This is a genomic window from Mesorhizobium sp. BHscii, from assembly GCF_053848065.1.
The window spans coordinates 97941-116947 of record NZ_JBSPKW010000011.1 but is presented as its reverse complement, the minus strand read 5'-3'; the positions used below and the strand labels follow the sequence as shown (position 1 = coordinate 116947).

Below are 19007 nucleotides of genomic sequence, written 5' to 3'. Positions count from 1 at the left end.
TCGACGATGAAATTCATGTTGACCGACAGAGCGTTGCATCCGCAGGCTGAGCCCGTCGCCGACGGCTTCAGGAAAGGCAGCATGAACCGGCGCGAGTATCTCGCCACCATGGCCGCACTTGGCGTCAGCGCCGCCGGCGCGCTGGCGCTCGGCGGGCTTGCGCCCTCGCCTGCCAGGGCGGCCGAAGAGCCGAGGCGCGGTGGCGTCCTGCGCGTCGCCATGAACGTCAAGGGCTGGAAGGATCCGCGCACCTTCGACGGTGTCGAAATGTCCAATGTCGCCCGCCAGTGCAACGAACATCTGGTGCGCTGGAATCGCGATTTCACCTTCGAGCCGTGGCTGCTCGAGAGCTGGGAGACCAGCGACGACGCGCGTGTGCTCACGCTGCACATCCGCAAGGGCATCTCCTGGTCGAACGGCGACACCTTCAACGCCGACGATGTCGTCCACAATCTCACGCGCTGGTGCGATGCCGGCGTTGCCGGCAATTCGGTCGCCGAGCGCATGGGGGCGCTGGTCGACGCCGCCACCAAGAAGCCGGTCGACGGCGGCATCGAACGTGTCGACGACTTTACCGTCCGGCTCAATCTGCCGAAGCCCGACATTTCGCTGATTGCCGGCATGACCGACTATCCGGCGCTGATCATGCATCGCAGCTACGATGGCGAAGGCGATCCGCTGAAGGCGCTGGCGATCACCACTGGACCTTGCGAACTGGTGCAATGGGACGCCGAGGTCGGCGCCGAGGTTCGCCGCAAGGACAAGTCATGGTGGAAAGGCGACTTCTATCTCGACGGCATCCAATGGATCGACTACGGCTCCGATCCCAATGCCATGTTCTCGGCCTTTGAATCGGGCGAGATCGACACCAACCACGAAACCGCCGCCGACACTGTGTCGCAAACGGACGCCATGGATCTGAGCAATTCGGAACTTGCCACCGGCTCGACCATCGTCGCGCGTTTCAACGTCGGCAATCCGCCCTATGACGACATCAGGGTGCGGCGCGCCGCCCAACTCGCGGTCGACAATAGCGCAATCCTGAAGATCGGCATGGACGACCGCGGCAAGCCGGCCGAGAACCACCATGTCGGGCCGATGCATGCCGAATACGCCGATATCGGCCCGGCCGTCCGCGATGTCGATCAAGCCAAGGAGTTGCTTGCCGAGGCCGGCAAGTCAGACCACGAATTCGAGCTCATCTCCGTCGATGTCGACTGGCAGAAGAACACCGGCGACGCCATCGCCGCGCAGATGCGCGACGCTGGGCTGAAGGTCAAACGCACCGTGCTGCCGGCGGCGACGTTCTGGAACGACTGGAGCAAATATCCCTTCTCCTGCACCGAGTGGCTCGGCCGGCCGCTGGGCGTCCAGGTGCTGGCGCTGGCCTACAGATCCGGCGCCGCGTGGAACGAGACCGCCTACGCCAATCCGGAGTTCGACATGCTGCTCGACAAGGCGCTGGCCACACCCGACGCCGGCGCCCGCAAGGAGATCATGGCCAAGATTGAACAGAATTTGCGCGACTCCGGCGTCATCATCCAGCCCTACTGGCGCTCGGTCTACCGGACCTATCGCAAGGGCGTGCATGGCTGCGAGCAGCACCAGTCGCTCGAGCAGCATTTCGAGAACGTCTGGCTCGACGCGTGAGCCTCGTTGCGGGGCACAGGGTAGTCGTTTCAGGTTTGCGCTCCCCCTCATCCGCCTGACTGCACCTTCTCCCCGTTTACGGGGAGAAGCCCGCTGGCCGTACCTCAGCGCTCTTTCTGCAACGTTCGTGATGGGCGAGCGATCAATGACAGCGCTCCTCTCCCCGTTCTACGGGGAGAGGATGCCGGCAGGCAGGTGAGGGGCAGCGCCGACATCAACAGTCGATCATCCCACACGAATTGGGCGCTGTGATTTGTCTGAAGCGATTGCCTTTGTTTGACGTTCCTTAGCCGGCGATCCCAAGCCTCAGTATCTCGTTCCCAAGCCGCACTGTTTCCCGCACCAGCAGGTCCAAATCGTCGCGCCGGGTGCGGTGGTTGTTGATCGCCACCCGCAGGCAATGCTGGCCGTGCACCGTCGTATCCGAAAGGGCTGCGATGCCTTCTTCCTGCAGCCTCAGCATGATTTCGGTGTTGATCGCCTTTTGCCGCTCTCCCGTAATCCCGTCGCCACGATAGCGAAAACAGACGATGTTGATGTTCGGTGGCGCGACCAGTTCCAGCAGCGGCTCGGCCTCGATTAGCGTTCCGAGCGTGTGGCCCTGTGCGATGTTCTGGTCGATCAGGCGGCCGAACTTCTCGATGCCGTGCTCCTTCAGCGCCATCCACACTTTCAGCGCGCGAAAGCCACGTGACGTCTGCAGGCCGTAATCATGCAGCCAGTGTCCGGAGGCGAGGCCGCGCGGCGTCGATTCCAGATATTCCGGCGTGACCGCGAAGGTTTTGCGATGCGCTGAAGCATCCCTCACCAGCGCGCAGCCCACCTCGAACGGCGCATGCAGCCATTTGTGCGGATCGAGCGCGACCGAATCGGCCCATTCGATACCGGCGACGCGATGAGCATTCTCTGGCGCGATGGCGATCAACGCGCCGATGCAGCCGTCGACATGGAACCAGACGTCTTCCTCATGCGCCAGCTTGGCAAGCGCCTGCAGATTGTCGATCGCTCCGGTGTTCACCGTGCCGGCATTGCCGATGATGCACGCCGGCTTGAACCCGGCCGCACGATCTTCGGTGATCGCCGCCCGCAGGGCCTCGATGTCGATCCGCATTCCGGCGTCGGTCGGGATACGGCGCAGCGCATTGTTGCCAAGGCCAAGTGCTTCCACCGCCTTGCGGTGGCAGGAGTGAAGCTGATCCGAGCCATAGAAACGCAGCGGCTTCTCGATGGCGGCAACGCCATGCTCGCGCACGTCGATGCCCGCCCTGGTGTTACGTGCCACCGTCAGGCCGATGATGTTGGCCATCGAGCCGCCGCTGACCAGCGTGCCGCTGGCCGATTGGGGAAAGCCCATCATCTGCTTGCACCAGTCGACGACCTGGCTGTCCATCAGGGCGGCGGCATGGTTGCCGCCGCCAAGGTTGGAGCCCTGGATCGCCGCCAGGAAATCACCGAGCGCCCCGGTGAAATTGCTCGATCCCATATACCAGGACCAGAAGCGCGGATGGATGTTGCCCATCGGATAGACCATCACCTTGTCGGTGACCTCGCCATAGACTTGGGCGAGCGGCTGAGGCGACCGCGGCAGCGGTGCCGCGAAGAATTCCCTTACCTCCGCCGGCATGTCCTGCCACACCGGGCGTTCCCGGACATCGCGCAGATAGTCGACGGCATCGTCGACGATCCGGTGCGATAGCGCCTGCACATCGGCCCAGTCGACCGGGTCGAGCGTTTCTTCGGCAACCATACCGGCAGTGCCGGCGGCCATCAGCATGGCGTCCATCCGCGTCGCTCCCGATTGCAATCATTCGGCCGGGAACTGGCATCCCGGCGTCGAGCGCGAAAGGGCTGTTTCCTCCGTGTCCATCTCGGCTTCGATGCCGTCGAACAGCGGCGTCGTCATATAGCGTTCGCCGGTGTCGGGAAGCATGCACAGGATCACCGAGCCGGGTGCAGCTTTTTCCGCGATCTGGCGCGCCACTGCAAAAGTCGCCCCGCCGGAGATGCCGGTGAAAATCCCTTCCTTTTGCGCCAGCGCCTTGGCCCATTTGATGCCCTCGGGCCCGGGAACAGGCATCACCTCGTCATAGAGGCTGGCATTGACCGCCTCCTGCAACACGTTGGGAATGAAGTCCGGCGTCCAGCCCTGGATCGGGTGCGGCTCGAACGCCGGATGGCTGGCGGCCGGCGCGCCGTCGGCGCCGCGCTCCTGCGCCTTGCCGCTGCCGACGAGCTGGGCGTTGGCGGGTTCGGCCAGCACGATCCGGGTTTCGGGACGCTCACGGCGCAGCACGCGCCCGACACCGACGACGGTGCCGCCGGTTCCGTAGCCGGTGACGAAGCAGTCGAGCCGCGATCCGGCGAAGTCGTTGATGATCTCTCGCGCCGTCGTCGCCTCGTGAATGGCGGCATTGGCCTTGGTCTCGAACTGGCGGGCCAGGAACCAGCCATTGGCCTCGGCGAGTTCCACCGCCTTGTTGTACATGCCAAAACCCTTCTGGGCGCGCGGCGTCAGCACCACCTTGGCTCCCAGCATGCGCATCAGCTTGCGGCGCTCGATGGAGAAACTGTCGGCCATCGTCACCACCAGCGGATAGCCTTTTTGCGCACAGACCATCGCCAGCCCGATGCCGGTGTTGCCACTGGTCGCCTCGACGACCGTCTGGCCCGGCTTCAGGGCGCCGCTGCGCTCGCCCTCCTCGATGATGTTGAGCGCCAGCCGGTCCTTCACCGACGCCGCCGGATTGAAGAACTCGGCCTTCACATAGATCGTCACATGATCGGGGCCGAGATTGTTGACCCTGATCACCGGCGTATCGCCGACCGTGTCGATAATGCTATCGAACAGGCGGCCGCGCCCCGCCGTGGTTCTGATTTTCCGTTGCTGCAACATGTCTGCTCTCCTCTTTTTGTTGTCGTCACGAGCCGGTTACAAACCGGCGGCTTGGGCGGCGAGGTTTCGAGACCTTGCCGCGGTAAGGTGCCTGTGTCGGCAGTCCGGCCCGGAGGCAATGCCGACGTCCGGCGCGGAAATTCGTTGCCGGATGCACTCTATCGCTTTCGATGGTAGAACAGAGGACAACTGGCCAGCGTGGGAACAAGCGTGGAAACGCACGTGGAATCCGCTCGATCGAGCCTTGACGGCGCAACGGCCGGGCTGTCCGTGCGGCTGCTCGGACCGCTGACGGTCATCCGCGACGGCGCCACCGTGCAACTGCCGGCATCGCGCAAGTTGCGCGCGCTCTTCGCCTATCTGGCGCTTGCGCCGCATGCCGTCGGCCGCAGCCGTCTGTGCGAGCTGCTGTGGGATGTGCCGAACGATCCGAGGGGAGAGCTTCGCTGGTGCCTCAGTAAGCTCAGGGGCATTCTCGACGAACCGGATCGCCGCAGGATCGAAACGCCTGGCGACACGATCGAGCTTGATCTGAAAGGGGTTTCCGTCGATGCCGTCGACATCGCTTCGGCCGCCGCTGGAGGGATCGAGACGCTCGATCTGCAGCGGCTGCAGGCCCTGTCCGGACTATTCGTCGGCGATTTCCTCGACGGGCTGGAGCTCGACCGCAACCCGCATTTCAACGGCTGGCTGATCGCGCAACGCCGCCGCTTCCGCTCGTGGCATGCCGCCATTCTGGAACATCTCGTCAACAAGCTTCCGGCGGATGCCGACGAAATGTCAGCGCATCTGGAAAAGTGGGTGGAACTCGCTCCGTTCGACGGGCGTGCGCATGTGGCTCTTCTGGCAAGGTTGGCGCAGCGCGGCCAGATCGCCGCATGCGAGGAACATCTCGCTTCCGCGGCGAAGCTGTTTGCTTCGGAGGATCTGGATTTTGGACCCGTTCGTGAGGCATGGCGGACGATCCGCAGCGAGCGACCTGCCGCGACGCTCCGGGCGCGACCGGCACTTGTGCCCGCGGCCCCGCAAGCGTCAATTGTGCTGCCCGATTCCGGTGTTGCTGCATCGTGCAAGGCCTCACTCGCGATAATGCCGTTTGTCGAGGAGGCGGCTGTCGGCGACCCTTGCGGCGACCTCTCTCGCGGCGGCCCCTCTCGCGGCGGGTTGGCCGACGGCCTGACCCACGACATCATCACCCGTTTGGCCAAGCTCAGGGATTTCTTCGTCATCGCCCGCGGCTCGGTCTTTGCGCTGTCGGAAAAAAACATCGCGCCAGAAGATGCCGGCCGGCGGCTCAACGTCGATTATGTGACCACCGGCACGGTGCGCAGCCAGGCAGGCCGCGTCGTCGTCAGCGTCGAACTTGTCGAGGTGCGCACGGCCAGGATCGTTTGGGCCGAGACGTTCGAACGCAGGCCCGACGACATCTTTGCCATCCTCGACGATATCGGCAACAGCATCGTCTCGTCGATCTCGGCCGAGATCGAGATGGTCGAGCGCAACCGCGCCATGCTGAAAGCCCCCAACTCGCTGAACGCCTGGGAGGCCTACCATCGCGGCCTCTGGCATATGTATCGCTTCACCCGCACGGAAAACGAACAGGCCCGGCATTTCTTCGACATGGCCCTGAGGCTGGATCCGACCTTCGCCCGTGCCTATGCCGGCCTGTCGTTCACCCATTGGCAGAACGCCTTTCAGCGCTGGGGAGACCGCGACAGGGAAAGCGCGCTCGCGTTCGAGGCGGCCGGCCAAAGTCTTCTGGTCGACGATCACAATCCGGCCGCCCACTGGGCCATGGGCCGGGCGCTGTGGCTGCGCGGCGAGCAGGACGGATCCCTGGTCGAGCTGGAACGTGCCGTCGACCTCAGCCCGAATTTTGCGCTCGGCCACTACGCGCTCTCGTTTGTACACTCGCAGTCGGGCGATCCGAACGCCGCGATCGGTTCATCCGATCACTCGCGCCATCTGAGCCCGTTCGATCCGCTGCTGTTCGGCATGCTTGGCGCCAGGGCGATGGCGCATGTCCGCCTCGGCCAGTTCGACGAGGCTGCCGAATGGGCGCTGAAGGCAGCCGCGCGACCCAACGCCCATGCCATCATCCTGGCGATCGCCGCCCACTGCCTTGCGCTGGCGGGGCGGATCGACGAGGCGCGAAACTTTTCCGCCGCGCTGCGCAAGACGCTGCCGAACTACTGCGCCGACGATTTCATCGGCACCTTCCGCTTCGAGCCGGACGCCGAGGCCATGTTCCGTCAAGGCGCCAAGCGCATCGGGCTGGGCTGATCCAACCGGTCAAGGCCGCGATCCTCAGCGGCCGACAACCGAACAAAAGCCCGGCAATCGGCCAAGAAAATCGGCCAGGAAAGCTTGATCGCAGCTATATGCCGAGCATCGTCTTGGCTTGGTTGAGGGCAGCCTCTGATCCTGCGTGATCGCCGGCGGCGTGCAATTTCTCGCCCTGGGCGCGCAGTTCCTTGACTTTGGTCTTATCGGCCTCGGCTAGCGTCGCGGTCGGCAACGCCGCGTCGATCGCGGCCATAGTGGTCGGGCATGAATTTGCAAAGGCTGTCGCAGGAACGACCGCCAGGAAAACTGCAAGCGAAATTGATCGTAACATGGACGTTTCTCCCTCGCCGGAACACGCCACGTCGACGACCGGCGTAGGAATGGTACAGCTAATGCCCGAATGTGCCAATCACGATGATGCCGCTGATTTGAGGCAAGCTGCGATCGGCCGGCTTTGTCTCGAGGTTCTGAACTTTTCACCACGGCTGGTCGCCGCCAGCGTTGAAAAAATCGAATGAGTGAGCGGCGTTTCTTTCGGTCTGCGCAACGGGTTGGCCGGGTTCGAAAAAAATACGACAATAGATCGGGATAACGGGGATCGCATAAGGAGTCATTTCGTCCGTGGCTCTTTCCGATGCGGTGTAAATTCGTAAGAATATAATGCACTACTTTAAACAACGAGCGGCAAGCAAATAAAAATTATTTTGCATTCTAGAATCTTGCTGTCGGTGCCATTTCAGCATCTGCTAAGGTAACCGGTGTTGGTTCCGAATTATTAAGCATTTGCAAAATTCAAACCCGCGATATTGGGATTTTTCCTTGCCGTAGGCCGACTGCGGATGCAACTGTTTTGGTAACAGCAGCCGCGTCAGTGGATTGCTGGCATGCTTCGGCGGACGGGCGCGAAGCATGGAGAGGGAAATCGACATTCGCTAATGCGGCCCCCCGTGGGGAGCGTTCCCCTCGACGCAAGAGATTACTTCAGTCGGCGGCTAAGACTTCGAATGCATGGGCTGCGGCCTGGCTCATTCGATGGCCGGCGAAGCTCTGTCCTCCTCGGATGGGCGCCAATCAGCAATCAGATCAGGAAAGAGTCATGAGGAAATCAACCTTGACAGTCGTGCTCGCGGGCACTTTCGCGCTTACGGCGTGCCAGTCGTCATCCAATCCGGAAGTTCAGGCGCGCAACAGCGAGTTCCGCTGCATCGCCGGTACTGTCGGTGGCGCGATCGTCGGCGGCCTGATCGGCAGCACCATTGGCGGTGGAACCGGACGTGTGATCGGTTCAGCGATTGGCATCGGCGGTGGTGGCTATCTCGGCAATCGTCTTGCCTGCGGCTGAGACGAGAAGAAAGGGACAAAACAATGAAATCCATAATTGCGATGACCATTTCCTTGCTTCTGCTTTGCACCGGCTCGGTCACGGCACAGCAGTCCATGTACGAGGCCAGCACGACCAACTCGATACCGACGACAACGGCGCGGTGAACAGGCAGGAGTATCAGGCCTTCATGACCAAGGCCTTCGAAAAGCTGGACGCCGATAATAACGGCGCTCTCAACCAAGCCGAAACCGCCGACGTCCTGAACGCCGATCAGTTCGCAGCGACCGATGCGAACGGGAACGGCCGTGTCAGTCGGGACGAATTCATGAACCGGGTCATGAAGGACTTCGCGGCGGCCGACAAGAGCGGGGACCGTCGCCTGCAATAGTCTTCGGATATGAACGATCCCCAGCCGCCAGGCAGTCGGAGGAATGAACCGTGAAACTCGTAATCCATGCGGCCCTGGTCACTGCTTTGACGGCGATCGCCGGTTGTACCACCGACGACGGCTACGATGGCTGTCGCGGGACAGGTTGCCTGGTGGATAGACCGCAAAAAAGGGATCGCAGGATTGATGATCGGCCGCAGTTCGACAGGAGCGGCAATCCCAACTTCGATACGCGGGGCCGCTACATCGGATGCCGTGGGCTCGGGTGCAAGGTCGACGATCCTGATGACGGGGATCAAAGCATCGACGACAGACCGCAGTACGACAGAGAAGGCAATCCGAACTTCGATACGCAAGGCAACTATCAGGGATGCCGCGGCGTCGGCTGCGAGGTCGATACACCGGACGACGACAGCTCATCGGACGACGACGATTCCGACTAATGCCCCTGCAGCGAACAAGAAGGAGGATAGCCACTCATGTCTGAATTGAACGGTCTCATCCGTCGACGTGCCAAAATTGTCATGGTCGGCCTTGCCTTGGGAATGGCGCTCACTCCTGCTTTCGCCGCGAATAACGCCTGTGACGGTGTAAAGGTCGAAGTGACGAAGGCGCGCAAGCAGGAATATGCCCCTCTCGTCGTCTCGGCGTTGGACAAAAAATTCAAGCCCGCCCAGGCGAAGTTCATCACGATCATGGAGAGCGGCAACTGGAGTGCCGCCTATGTCTCCACGCCGGTGAGCGACGACGGCGTGATGTTCTTCCAGACAGTCAACGGAAAGAAGCAGTTTCGCGATGTATGGGGCGGCTATGCCGAACCGTCGGAAAAACCTGAACTCGTATCCTGGGCGAAGAAGCTCGGAGCGCCGCAAGACCTGGCAAAGTGTTTTGCCGAAGCAGTCACGGAATGACGGCGATGATCGCTGGAGATTATCGCGAATGACTTTTTATAAATTCATCCCTCTTCTGGCCGCTCCGCTGGTTTTGGCCGGATGCGTAAGCAACGAAAGCCGGCGCCGGGATGGCATGGCATCGAACAGGCGTGGATCAGCAGAAACTGATCAGAGACGGCATGACAACTAAGGGTTTCACACAATAGCGGAGGAGATTCTAACAATGGCCAGAAGACACGCTTTTCTCTTTGCGCTGGGGCTAATCTCAGTAATCGGCGCCGGATCAGCGTCCGCGCAATCGGCTGCGGAGGTGAACAGCAACCTGGACACGCTGTTCGGAAGTCATGCGCCGTACCAGACCTTCTTCGACAAGTTGAAAAAAGCGGTCGGTTCCGGTGACAAGGCGACCGTTGCCGCGATGGTCGACTATCCGTTCCAGGCCCGCATCAAGGGAAAAGCCCTGAAGATCAAGGATCAGAAGCAGTTCTTGACCGACTACGACCAAATTATCACGCAGAAGGTGAAGGGTGCTGTGGCCAAGCAAACCTATGCGGCGCTTTTTGCGAACTGGCAGGGCGTTTCCATCGGCGATGGAGAAATCTGGTTCAGCGGCATTTGCAACAACGAAGCGTGCAAACAGCAGACGGTCAGGATCACCGCCATTAACGACTGATGTCGCGATTAGGAAGGAAGGCCGGTGTCGATCTCCCGCAGCAGAGTTCAGCCTTTCACGACGATCAAATTTCTGGCGGCCACGACGGCAATGTCGACAGCGATTTTGCCGGTGACGTTGCTCGGCGCCGGACTGGTTGTCTGCTCGACCGTCGATACGCTGGCTGATGATCCAGCCATGATCCCTCTGGAGTACCTCAAGAATAATGACGGGAGTACCGACCGTCTGGGCATTTGGGCCGCGATCAACGACGGCAAGGCCCAGCGCTACATATTCGACACGGGTTCGGATCAACTCACCACGCAGCTCGGTTCGGAAGTGACAGGCGTGCAACCCGCGCCTGAAGCGACGCTTGCCTTTGCTGGCGGTGATGCGTTCGCCGTGAGGGGAACGCCGATAGCGAAAAATGCCGCACTCTTGGAAGCGGGCCTGGATGCCAAGGTCACCCGGAACGCCTCTATTGGCCTTGCATATCAGGGGCAGGAGCACGGCTTTAACGCCAAGCTCGACGGTCGGTTCTAGGCAGCACAGGGGCGCCGGCGGTCATGCTGGCCCGCAGGCAAGGAAGCGCGAGGCATCTGACGTAAGTTCCAAATATCGGCTGCAGGAGGCGGAAAATGCGAACTCTTCGAGAATCCAGACTGATCATGCAGTTCGCCCGTGCATTGGCAACCTCGGTGAAAATGACGGCTGTCGTGAGCATGGCCGTCCCGCAAACGATCAATATTGCGTATGCCAACAAGTATGATCTGCCGACACCCTACGTCTCCCGGGCTCTTGATGCGGTTCTGATACCGATCAATCACGCCTCTCGGCACCGCTACCAGATCCCGCCCAAACTTCGCGGGGTGTATGTCCTGGCTGTTGCACCCCATGGTGTTGCCGCACGGGAGGGCATTCGACCCGGTGACGTGCTTGCCACAGTGCGGCGTCAACCGATTTCGACGCCGGCCGACGTCGACAGGCTCGTTTGGGCCGCCCTCGCTGTGAGTGTCACCGATTTTCTGTTTGGCGTGAACCGAGGACCGGACGTCGTCGAGGTCAACACCAACATCACGGTCAACAACTTCAAACCAACATCTCAATCAACAATGTTTCGCAATGGACGAGTGTCGACAACCGTCAGGAGTGGACGCAGATCGTCGATGAATACAACGACGAGATGGAGACAAGCCTAGTGACGCAAATTATCGCGAGGACGACTCGCAGCCTGGCGACGTCAGTTCGGACGCAGACGCGTCTCCTCCCGATGCCGATGACAATAGCTCCGATGATCGGGACGATTCGAGCGATCAGAACGACGACAAGGACTCAACGGACGGTGTTGATGACCAAAACAGCACCGACATTGACGACAGCACGGATAACGACGCGTCGGATGATAGCACTGACAACAATAGTTCCGATGATCAGGACGATTCGAGCGATCAGAACGACGATAAGAACTCAACGGACGGTGTTGGCGACCAAAACAGGACTGACACTGACGACAGCACGGATGACGACACGTCGAATGACAGCACTGACAACGATAATTCCGATGATCAGGACGATTCAGGCGATCAGAATGACGATGAAGACCCAACGGACGGTGGTGATGACCAAAACAGCACTGACACTGACGACAGCACGGATGGCGACGTGAACGACGATGCGCCGGATGACAGCACCGACGACGCTGACGGATCGGGCGATGACGAGTCCAATTAGCGGCCGGCCGTGTCGGCAACGGACACCCACCATTGGCAGGGGCGCCCGTCAAGGGTGGATTTCTAAACGGAGGACGATCGATGAAAACCGCGATACTGACTGCTGCCGTGGTTCTGGCCATGCCGGCTTTCGCCTTTGCCCAGGACAAATGCTACGACGCCGCCAAGGATCAGCCCGCCCTGAACGCGTGCGCCGATGCCGCGTTCAGGAAATCCGATAAGAAGCTCAGCGAGCTTTACAAGCAGATCGAAGCCCGCCTGGACGACGACGCGGATACCAAGAAGCTTCTCGTTCAGGCACAGCGGGATTGGGTCAAATTTCGTGACGCGGAGTGCAGTTTCCAGACCGCGGAAGCGGCCGGAGGAAGCATGATGCCAATGCTCATCGGCCAGTGCATGGACGGCCTGACGCAATCCCGCGTCGAAAACTTCGAGGGTTACCTGAAGTGCGAGGAAGGGGACATGAGCTGCCCCGTTCCAGCCGCTGCCGTTGCAGCCGCGGCCGCGCCGACGCCGGCGCCGGGTAACATGGGCTTCGATATTAACGTCACGCTTTCCAAAAAGGCAGCCGCCAAGCTCGCGGCCGAAAAGGAGGGGATCGTTGTCATGGTCGACTATTACGGCGATCCAAAGCAGAGTGCCGAGAAGCACGCCAACGAGATCGGCCAAATCAGTCTTGAGCAGCAGGACGAGCAGGTGGCGATACCAGGCACAGGTGGCCACGCCCACATCAGCGGCGCAAAGGTCGACACCAAGCGTCTCGACTGGCTTGCCGGCCCTCCCAATGTCAACGTCAACGTTGCATCGGCACGCAAGAGCAGTTCGGACAATCTGCTCGGCTGCGATTTTATCGACGGTCCACTAAGCAACGTCCAGAAGGAACCTGTGACGCTTCATTGCGCATTGATTGAAGAAAATTTCGACACGGAGTTGAAGCCATAAGGCTCACAAAAGTCGTGCCGCCTCGTTCCCGGTGCCAACGTGGAACTCCCACCAGAAGGAGGAAGCCATTATGTTTGAATTCAGTGGCCTTATTTGTCGGAACGCTAAAGTCGTCGAATGAGGGTGGCGACATGAGGGAATTGGTCCATTCGGCAATACGCATCCTAATCGGATTGCTCTTCATTACCGTCGGCGCAGCCGCACATGCGGCCGACTTGGCGCCGGGGGACTACTACATCGTCAACAAAAGCTCTCAAAAGGCACTCACGGCCTTCAACGAAAAGAATGGGGCTGATATCGTCGGGCAATCGGCGCCCAAGCCTGGCAGCAATGCCGCGCAAGTGTGGACCCTTTCCAGGACGCGTGACGGGTCCGGCTATTCGATCCGCTCAAAGCTGAACGGTGCGTACCTCACCACCGGCGACGAAAACGACAACGGAGACACCAGCGTCGTCGTGGAAAGTGCCGCGAACAAGGCGCCATCCTGGCGCCTGCATCCGTTTCAAAACAGCTATGGCGTCGAGTCCGGCAACAGTGGGCTGACCCTCAATATCACCGGGGACTCATCCGACGATCACGCGGCGATCATCGTTTACGAAGCGGGCACGGATGACAACAGGCAGTGGCTTTTATATCCGGCGAGCAACACTAGGCACAGTCCAATTCATGTATCGGAAACCTCACGATTCGATAACCGCTCCAAGCAATACAAAATCGCACCCCTGCCTTCCGCGGCATTGGAGAGCGAACGCACGCGCCGCTTCAAAGTCTTGGACTACCAGCCGAGCGGCTTATACGTAAAAAAGGGCGAGGCAGTCTCGGTGACTGTTGCAGGTCTGGCGACGTCGCCGGATGGATTGATGATACTGGTAGGGCCTCGAAACAGCTTCTATGATGAAGACAGCAAGAATGATCCTCAATTCGTCTGGGCCGGAAAAGGCCGTACTGACTTTACCGCCAAACGCAGCGGCCTGATCTACTTCCAGTACATCGACAGTGGGTTCAATGCGCATGAACTCCCTGCAATAGACGTGGCAATCGTGCGGGGCGGCAGTTCGATACCTTTCTATATCGAAGGGCAGACCAGTTTCGATGAGTGGCGCAGCATGCTGGCCGCAGATGCGGCAACGCCCTTCGTTGAGATGATGAACAATGACGCGCTCATCACTGTTACGCGAAAATCGTATATGAAGGAGCCGATTGCCGATCCGAGCCAGATTCTCGATCTTGTCGCCAAGATAATTGGCTGGCATAGCGAAATATCTGGGTTCGACGGTTCATCGGAAGTCAATCAACCTACTCCGCTACGCATCCACTATCTTCAGGATACCTTCTCGTCATCGGCGGAGTTTCGCGATGGCGTCTACATGTATGCAACCGATTATATGATCGGCATACCGGCAGGCTCTCTCCCCGATATGCTGGATCCGCAAAAACTGCGCAAGGCATGGTCGATGTGGCATGAGACGGGCCACACTTTCCAGCAACGGGATTGGACCTGGGAAGATGTCTGGGAGACGACCGTCAACATTTACTCCCTGAACGCTCAGCGACACCTCGGCGACCCGTCACGCCTCGCGGAGCGCGATCCCGATACCGGCAGGACTGTACTTGACAATGCCGCTCGGTATCTTGCCCGAAAAGCTCGCGCATTCGACAACGGGGCCCAGATGCGGGCAGGCGAAGATGACGAGGGCGAGGTCTGGGTGCGCTTGGTAATGTTCGATCAGCTCCGGCAAGCCTTCGGATCAAATTTCTACCAACGCCTGCACAAAGACTATCGAGAACATCCGCTCAAAACGCGCGGCGATGAAGACGACAAAGCGCTGAAGTCGCTACAGATTCAAACGTTCATTCTGCGTGCCAGTAGAATCGCCAACCAGGATCTGACGAAGTTCTTCATGGATTGGGGACTCCCGATAACAAAAGAAAGCGCTAGCGAGTTGAAGCACTTGAACCTGGCTGCCGCGGACCCCGAACTCTCGAGGATCGGCCTGGTCAAACGCCAAGGCGGCAAAGCGGATCCCATAAAGACGACTGTGCCCCTATCTGCGGCCGCCCCTGCCGAGCGCCGTTGCGGCTGGTATTCCAGCCCGACACCCGGAAACCTCCTCCTGACTGATAAGGATGGGGATTGGTGGATCCAGATGCAGGGACGACCGGACCCCAACGGCATCGACAATGTGCCGGCCTTTGATGACCGGCAGTTCGTGGACACCAACGTGCCTGGTTCGGGTCACGGCTATGGATGTGCGTGCATGATCGTCGAGACCAACGCCAAGCAACAAAGGATAACCAGGGTGATCTCGGGCGAAATCCTTCCGCTAGTGCGCTGTCGCAACGACAGATCGCTGCCCAACCCGGACGGATAAGCATGACCAGGAATCAATGACAGTCAGGAAATGGCGCCAACGGACGACGGCGAACAGCAATAGGACATCAGGCCAAGAAAAAAGCCCGGCAAAACCGGGCTTTTTTGGCGTCTGTGAACCTTATCAAAAAGTTCGAAACGGAAATCTGGTGCCCAGAAGAGGACTCGAACCTCCACTCCTTGCGGAACACGGACCTGAACCGTGCGCGTCTACCAATTCCGCCATCTGGGCTGGTGCGGGCTCTTTAGGCGGGCAAAGGGTGAGTGTCAACGCGCTTTTTTAGAGCACGATTCCGAACCGAAGGTCCGCGCCAGCGAAAAGTGGGAACCGGTTTTCGGAAATGATCATGCTCAATCAAGAAACACGCCCTGCTCGCCGGCTAGTGTGGTTTTGAGCTGCGCATGATCCTTTCCGAATCTGAGGTTCGGGGTCATGCGCCCTCCAGCACTTCCTTGGATGCCACGGTCGAATCGGCGTTGAGCTTATAGATAACCGGCACGCCGGTGCCGAGCTCCAGTCTGACGATCTCCTCGCCCGACTTGCCGTCCAGCGCCATGATCAGCGCGCGCAGCGAATTGCCGTGCGCTGCAACCAGCACGGTGCCGCCGCGCAGCACATGCGGCTGCAGGTCGTGCAGATAATAGGGCCAGACGCGCGCGCCGGTGTCCTTCAAACTTTCGCCGCCGGGCGGCGGCACGTCGTAGGAGCGGCGCCAGACATGCACCTGGTCCTCGCCCCATTTCTTGCGCGCGTCGTCCTTGTTGAGGCCGGAGAGGTCGCCATAGTCGCGCTCGTTCAGCGCTTGGTCGCGGATGGTCTCGAGATCGCTCTGGCCGACCGCGTCGAGGATGTGCTGGCAGGTCTTCTGCGCCCTGATCAGCGACGACGTGAAGGCGATGTCGAATTTCATGCCGCGCGCCTTCAGTTTGGCGCCCGCCTCCTTGGCCTCGGCGTGGCCCAGCTCGGTCAGGTCGACGTCGCGCCAGCCGGTGAAAAGGTTCTTCAGGTTCCATTCGCTCTGGCCATGGCGCACGAGCACGAGAGTTCCCGACATTTTTGCTCCTTCTGCTTTATGGATAGGGTCGCCTCAGCTCAGTCCGAGCACGTCCCGCATCGAATACAGTCCCGGCTTCCTGCCGCGCGCCCACAGGGCGGCCTTGATCGCGCCGCGGGCGAAGATCGCCCGGTCCTCGGCGTGGTGGGCGAGCGTGATGCGCTCGCCGGTGCCGGCCAGCACCACGGAGTGGTCGCCGACCACCGAGCCGCCGCGCAGCGTGGCGAAGCCGATCGAGCCTGTCTTTCGCACGCCGGTGTGGCCATCGCGCGACCGCACGCTGTTCCCGTCAAGGTCGATGCCGCGCCCGGTGGCGGCGGCTTCGCCGAGCAGCAGCGCCGTGCCCGAGGGTGCGTCGACCTTGTGCCGGTGGTGCATTTCCAGGATCTCGACATCGAAATCGTCGGCATCGAGCGCGCGCGCCGCCTGCTCGACCAGCACCGCCAGCAGATTGACGCCGAGGCTCATATTACCTGACTTGACCACCGTCGCGTGGCGCGCCGCCGCCGCGATCTTGGCATTGTCGTCCGCCGAGCAGCCGGTGGTGCCAATGACATGGGCGATGCGCGCCTGCGCCGCATAGCCGGCGAATTCGACCGTCGCTGCCGGGCTCGTGAAATCGAGCACGCCGTCGGCCTTGGCGAAGGCCGGCAGCGGATCGTCGCCGATCGTCACGCCGATATTGCCGATGCCGGCAAGCTCGCCGGCATCCTTGCCGAGATGCGGCGAGCCGGCCCGCTCGATCGCGCCGGCGACGCGGGCGCCCGGGATGGTGTGGATGGCGCGGATCAGCGCCTGGCCCATCCGGCCGGCCGCGCCGACCACCACCAGGCCCATTTCATTGACGGGGGGGTCGTTTGTGGCCGTACCGCTCATAAATTTCTCCCAACCGCTTTTTTCGCGCGCCGCAGCGGAGTTTGGATTGGCTTGCCGTCGTCGACAAGCCCCAGCCCCTTGTTGCCCTGCACCCGGTGGAACCGGGCATATACGCTGTGCGGGTCGGCCATCAGCGAGGCATGCGTGCCTTGTTCGACCAGCCGGCCCTGTTCCAGCACGATGATGTGGTCGGCATTGACCACCGTCGACAGCCGGTGCGCGATGACGATGGTCGTGCGCCCTTGCATCACCTGGGTCAGCGCCTGCTGGACGCGCGCTTCCGCCTCGTTGTCGAGCGCCGAGGTCGCCTCGTCTAGCAGAAGGATCGGCGCCTGCCGCACGATGGCTCGGGCGATCGACAGGCGCTGGCGCTGGCCGCCCGACAGCGTCAGGCCGCCTTCACCGACAGGGGTGTCATAGCCTAGCGGCTGCTGGCGGATGAAGCCATCAGCCTCGGCCTGTTGCGCGGCCATTTCGATCTCGGCGTCGCTGGCGCTCAGCCGTCCGTAGCGGATATTGTCGCGAATGGTGCCTTCGAACAGATAGGGCTGCTGCGAGACATAGGCGATAGAGCGGCGCAGCGACTGTTTGGTCACCTCTGAAATGTCCTGGCCGTCAACCTCGATGCTGCCCGCCTCGACATCGTGGAAACGCTGCAGCAGTGCTACCAGCGTCGATTTGCCGGCGCCCGAGGCGCCGACGATGGCGGTCATCTTGCCGGCGGCGGCGACGAAGCTGAGATCCTGCAGCACCGGTGCGTCGGCGACATAGCCGAACGACACATTGTTGAAGCGCACCTCGCCCCTGCTGATCTTCGCGTCCGCCGCTCCGGGCGCGTCGCCTTGCTGCGGCTCGAGGTCGAGCAATTCGTAGATCATGCGGGCATTGACTAGCGCCCGTTCCATGCCGACCTGCATGCGTGCCAGCCGCCGGGCTGGGTCATAAGCGAGCAGCAATGCGGTGATAAAGGAAAAGACCGCGCCAGGCGGCTGGCCGCCGACGGCTGCCCGGTATCCGGAATAGGCGATGACGCCGGCGACGGCGAAGCCGGCCAGCATTTCGGAGATCGGCGTCAATCGTTCCGAGACGCGGGCGATGCGGTTTGCCCGCTGCTCGGCACCGTCGACAAGGCCGCTGATGCGGCGCGACAGCTCGTCCTCCAGCGTAAAGGCCTTGACGATGGCGATGCCTTGCGTCGCTTCCTGCATGGCGCCGATCAGCCGCGAGTTGATCTGCACGGCTTCGCGCGTGGCGCGCCTTATTCTGCGGGTCAGATAGACAACCGTGTAGATCAGCGGCGGCCCGATCAGCAGCGACATCAGGGACAGCATCGGATCCTGCCAGATCATGACGCCGATCAGCGCAATCAGCGATACGGCGTCGCGTGCCACGGATGTGAGCGTCATCGACAGCAGGTCGCGGATGCCGTTGACGTTCTCGTTGATCTGGGCGGCCAGCCGTCCCGAGCGCGTGTCGTTGAAGAAACCGATGCCGAGCTTCATCAGATGAGCGAAGATGCGGCGCTGGTAGCGCGCCACCAGATTGTTGCCGATTCTGGCCAGTGTCACGGCCTGGCCGTAGGTGGCCAGCCCGCGCAGCATGAAGGCGCCCAGGATCGACACGCAGATCAGCGCGATGAGATCGCCGCGCTGCTCGTAGAAGATCTGGTCGACGACATCCTTCATGATCCAGGCGGTGAAGGCGGTCGTGGCGGCAACCGTCACCAGGCACAGAACGGCCAGAACATAGTACCAGCGATAGTCGCGGCTGTTCTCGGCGATGATGCGGCGGATCACCGCCACGATCTCGCCGGGCCGGGCTTTGGCTTGGTGGTTTGGCGACTGGTTCAAGTCGGGATCGTTCCGTGATGTCGGTTCGGCTCCGCGGCCGGGCTAATTCGGCAATCCTCTTAGCGCCCTAGTGGCGGCTTGCCTATGGCAGAGGCCG

General features: G+C 61.2%; 19 protein-coding genes and 1 tRNA gene. 12 read left to right on the top strand and 8 right to left on the bottom strand.

Going from position 1 to position 19007, the window contains the following annotated elements; all coding sequences use genetic code 11:
- The first annotated feature begins 6 nt into the window (after positions 1 to 6).
- Positions 7 to 1650, top strand: a complete 1644-nt coding sequence (locus ACWTU7_RS17055) for an ABC transporter substrate-binding protein (protein WP_455839227.1) — start codon at positions 7 to 9, stop codon at positions 1648 to 1650.
- A gap of 286 nt (positions 1651 to 1936) precedes the next feature.
- Here ACWTU7_RS17055 and ACWTU7_RS17050 read toward each other — a convergent pair whose 3' ends face one another.
- Together ACWTU7_RS17050 and ACWTU7_RS17045 are read right to left on the bottom strand one after the other, a co-directional pair.
- Positions 1937 to 3424: a pyridoxal phosphate-dependent decarboxylase family protein gene (locus ACWTU7_RS17050; protein ID WP_455839313.1), complete on the bottom strand. Its 1488-nt coding sequence runs from the start codon at positions 3422 to 3424 to the stop codon at positions 1937 to 1939.
- A 30-nt stretch (positions 3425 to 3454) separates the two neighbouring features.
- Entirely contained in the window at positions 3455 to 4543 is a 1089-nt protein-coding gene (locus ACWTU7_RS17045) for a PLP-dependent cysteine synthase family protein (protein ID WP_455839228.1), read from the bottom strand.
- Positions 4544 to 4765: 222 nt separating this feature from the next.
- On the opposite strand from ACWTU7_RS17045, the gene ACWTU7_RS17040 reads away from it, so the two are divergent.
- Complete coding sequence (locus tag ACWTU7_RS17040; RefSeq protein ID WP_455839229.1) at positions 4766 to 6826, top strand: transcriptional regulator; 2061 nt, start codon at positions 4766 to 4768, stop codon at positions 6824 to 6826.
- A 94-nt stretch (positions 6827 to 6920) separates the two neighbouring features.
- Here ACWTU7_RS17040 and ACWTU7_RS17035 read toward each other — a convergent pair whose 3' ends face one another.
- Positions 6921 to 7160 (bottom strand): hypothetical protein, encoded by a 240-nt coding sequence (locus ACWTU7_RS17035; protein WP_127313999.1) that lies wholly within the window; start codon positions 7158 to 7160, stop codon positions 6921 to 6923.
- Here ACWTU7_RS17035 and ACWTU7_RS17030 point away from each other — a divergent pair.
- The 8 genes from ACWTU7_RS17030 to ACWTU7_RS16995 all read left to right on the top strand — a co-directional run bounded on the left by ACWTU7_RS17030 (position 7084) and on the right by ACWTU7_RS16995 (position 11285).
- Positions 7084 to 7347 carry a hypothetical protein gene (locus ACWTU7_RS17030; RefSeq protein ID WP_455839318.1) on the top strand — a complete coding sequence of 88 codons (264 nt, stop codon included), beginning with the start codon at positions 7084 to 7086 and terminating at the stop codon, positions 7345 to 7347. The two genes, ACWTU7_RS17035 and ACWTU7_RS17030, sit on opposite strands and share 77 nt — an antisense overlap.
- Positions 7348 to 7925: 578 nt before the next feature.
- Positions 7926 to 8171, top strand: coding sequence for a hypothetical protein (locus ACWTU7_RS17025; protein WP_455839230.1), 246 nt, complete (start codon positions 7926 to 7928; stop codon positions 8169 to 8171).
- Positions 8122 to 8541 carry an EF-hand domain-containing protein gene (locus ACWTU7_RS17020; protein WP_455839231.1) on the top strand — a complete coding sequence of 140 codons (420 nt, stop codon included), beginning with the start codon at positions 8122 to 8124 and terminating at the stop codon, positions 8539 to 8541. Before ACWTU7_RS17025 ends, ACWTU7_RS17020 begins: the two co-directional genes overlap by 50 nt.
- A gap of 50 nt (positions 8542 to 8591) precedes the next feature.
- Positions 8592 to 8984 (top strand): hypothetical protein, encoded by a 393-nt coding sequence (locus ACWTU7_RS17015; RefSeq protein WP_455839232.1) that lies wholly within the window; start codon positions 8592 to 8594, stop codon positions 8982 to 8984.
- Between the two features lie 36 nt (positions 8985 to 9020).
- A complete protein-coding gene (locus tag ACWTU7_RS17010; protein ID WP_455839233.1) occupies positions 9021 to 9452 on the top strand; it encodes a hypothetical protein in 432 nt (143 codons plus the stop codon).
- A gap of 205 nt (positions 9453 to 9657) precedes the next feature.
- The gene (locus tag ACWTU7_RS17005; protein ID WP_455839234.1) at positions 9658 to 10107 is read left to right on the top strand and encodes a hypothetical protein; all 450 of its coding nucleotides are present in this window, start codon (positions 9658 to 9660) and stop codon (positions 10105 to 10107) included.
- A gap of 24 nt (positions 10108 to 10131) precedes the next feature.
- Positions 10132 to 10629: a hypothetical protein gene (locus ACWTU7_RS17000; protein WP_455839235.1), complete on the top strand. Its 498-nt coding sequence runs from the start codon at positions 10132 to 10134 to the stop codon at positions 10627 to 10629.
- Positions 10630 to 10724: 95 nt separating this feature from the next.
- A complete protein-coding gene (locus ACWTU7_RS16995) occupies positions 10725 to 11285 on the top strand; it encodes a hypothetical protein (protein WP_455839236.1) in 561 nt (186 codons plus the stop codon).
- Positions 11286 to 11661: 376 nt separating this feature from the next.
- Here the strand turns inward: ACWTU7_RS16995 and ACWTU7_RS16990 are convergent, their stop codons facing one another.
- The gene (locus tag ACWTU7_RS16990; protein ID WP_455839237.1) at positions 11662 to 11850 is read right to left on the bottom strand and encodes a hypothetical protein; all 189 of its coding nucleotides are present in this window, start codon (positions 11848 to 11850) and stop codon (positions 11662 to 11664) included.
- On the opposite strand from ACWTU7_RS16990, the gene ACWTU7_RS16985 reads away from it, so the two are divergent.
- Together ACWTU7_RS16985 and ACWTU7_RS16980 are read left to right on the top strand one after the other, a co-directional pair.
- Positions 11850 to 12758, top strand: a complete 909-nt coding sequence (locus ACWTU7_RS16985) for a lysozyme inhibitor LprI family protein (protein ID WP_455839238.1) — start codon at positions 11850 to 11852, stop codon at positions 12756 to 12758. The genes ACWTU7_RS16990 and ACWTU7_RS16985 overlap by 1 nt on opposite strands.
- A gap of 131 nt (positions 12759 to 12889) precedes the next feature.
- Complete coding sequence (locus tag ACWTU7_RS16980; protein ID WP_455839239.1) at positions 12890 to 15130, top strand: DUF4087 domain-containing protein; 2241 nt, start codon at positions 12890 to 12892, stop codon at positions 15128 to 15130.
- A 146-nt stretch (positions 15131 to 15276) separates the two neighbouring features.
- Here the strand turns inward: ACWTU7_RS16980 and ACWTU7_RS16975 are convergent.
- The 4 genes from ACWTU7_RS16975 to ACWTU7_RS16960 all read right to left on the bottom strand — a co-directional run bounded on the left by ACWTU7_RS16975 (position 15277) and on the right by ACWTU7_RS16960 (position 18910).
- Positions 15277 to 15361, bottom strand: a tRNA-Leu gene (locus ACWTU7_RS16975).
- A gap of 199 nt (positions 15362 to 15560) precedes the next feature.
- Entirely contained in the window at positions 15561 to 16184 is a 624-nt protein-coding gene (locus ACWTU7_RS16970) for a 2,3-bisphosphoglycerate-dependent phosphoglycerate mutase (RefSeq protein ID WP_455839240.1), read from the bottom strand.
- Between the two features lie 33 nt (positions 16185 to 16217).
- Positions 16218 to 17060: a 4-hydroxy-tetrahydrodipicolinate reductase gene (dapB, locus tag ACWTU7_RS16965; protein WP_455839241.1), complete on the bottom strand. Its 843-nt coding sequence runs from the start codon at positions 17058 to 17060 to the stop codon at positions 16218 to 16220.
- On the bottom strand, positions 17057 to 18910 hold the full coding sequence (locus ACWTU7_RS16960; RefSeq protein WP_455839242.1) for an ABC transporter ATP-binding protein: 1854 nt from the start codon (positions 18908 to 18910) through the stop codon (positions 17057 to 17059). Before ACWTU7_RS16960 ends, dapB begins: the two co-directional genes overlap by 4 nt.
- Positions 18911 to 19007: the final 97 nt, after the last annotated feature.

What these genes read in the sequence shown, in the direction of transcription:
- ACWTU7_RS17055 (WP_455839227.1), top strand. Translation starts at nt 7, where the DNA reads ATGAAATTCATGTTGACCGACAGAGCGTTGCATCCGCAGGCTGAGCCC.
- ACWTU7_RS17050 (WP_455839313.1), bottom strand. Translation starts at nt 3,424, where the DNA reads ATGCTGATGGCCGCCGGCACTGCCGGTATGGTTGCCGAAGAAACGCTC.
- ACWTU7_RS17045 (WP_455839228.1), bottom strand. Translation starts at nt 4,543, where the DNA reads ATGTTGCAGCAACGGAAAATCAGAACCACGGCGGGGCGCGGCCGCCTG.
- ACWTU7_RS17035 (WP_127313999.1), bottom strand. Translation starts at nt 7,160, where the DNA reads ATGTTACGATCAATTTCGCTTGCAGTTTTCCTGGCGGTCGTTCCTGCG.
- ACWTU7_RS17025 (WP_455839230.1), top strand. Translation starts at nt 7,926, where the DNA reads ATGAGGAAATCAACCTTGACAGTCGTGCTCGCGGGCACTTTCGCGCTT.
- ACWTU7_RS17010 (WP_455839233.1), top strand. Translation starts at nt 9,021, where the DNA reads ATGTCTGAATTGAACGGTCTCATCCGTCGACGTGCCAAAATTGTCATG.
- ACWTU7_RS17005 (WP_455839234.1), top strand. Translation starts at nt 9,658, where the DNA reads ATGGCCAGAAGACACGCTTTTCTCTTTGCGCTGGGGCTAATCTCAGTA.
- ACWTU7_RS16995 (WP_455839236.1), top strand. Translation starts at nt 10,725, where the DNA reads ATGCGAACTCTTCGAGAATCCAGACTGATCATGCAGTTCGCCCGTGCA.
- ACWTU7_RS16990 (WP_455839237.1), bottom strand. Translation starts at nt 11,850, where the DNA reads ATGGTGGGTGTCCGTTGCCGACACGGCCGGCCGCTAATTGGACTCGTC.
- ACWTU7_RS16980 (WP_455839239.1), top strand. Translation starts at nt 12,890, where the DNA reads ATGAGGGAATTGGTCCATTCGGCAATACGCATCCTAATCGGATTGCTC.
- ACWTU7_RS16970 (WP_455839240.1), bottom strand. Translation starts at nt 16,184, where the DNA reads ATGTCGGGAACTCTCGTGCTCGTGCGCCATGGCCAGAGCGAATGGAAC.
- dapB (WP_455839241.1), bottom strand. Translation starts at nt 17,060, where the DNA reads ATGAGCGGTACGGCCACAAACGACCCCCCCGTCAATGAAATGGGCCTG.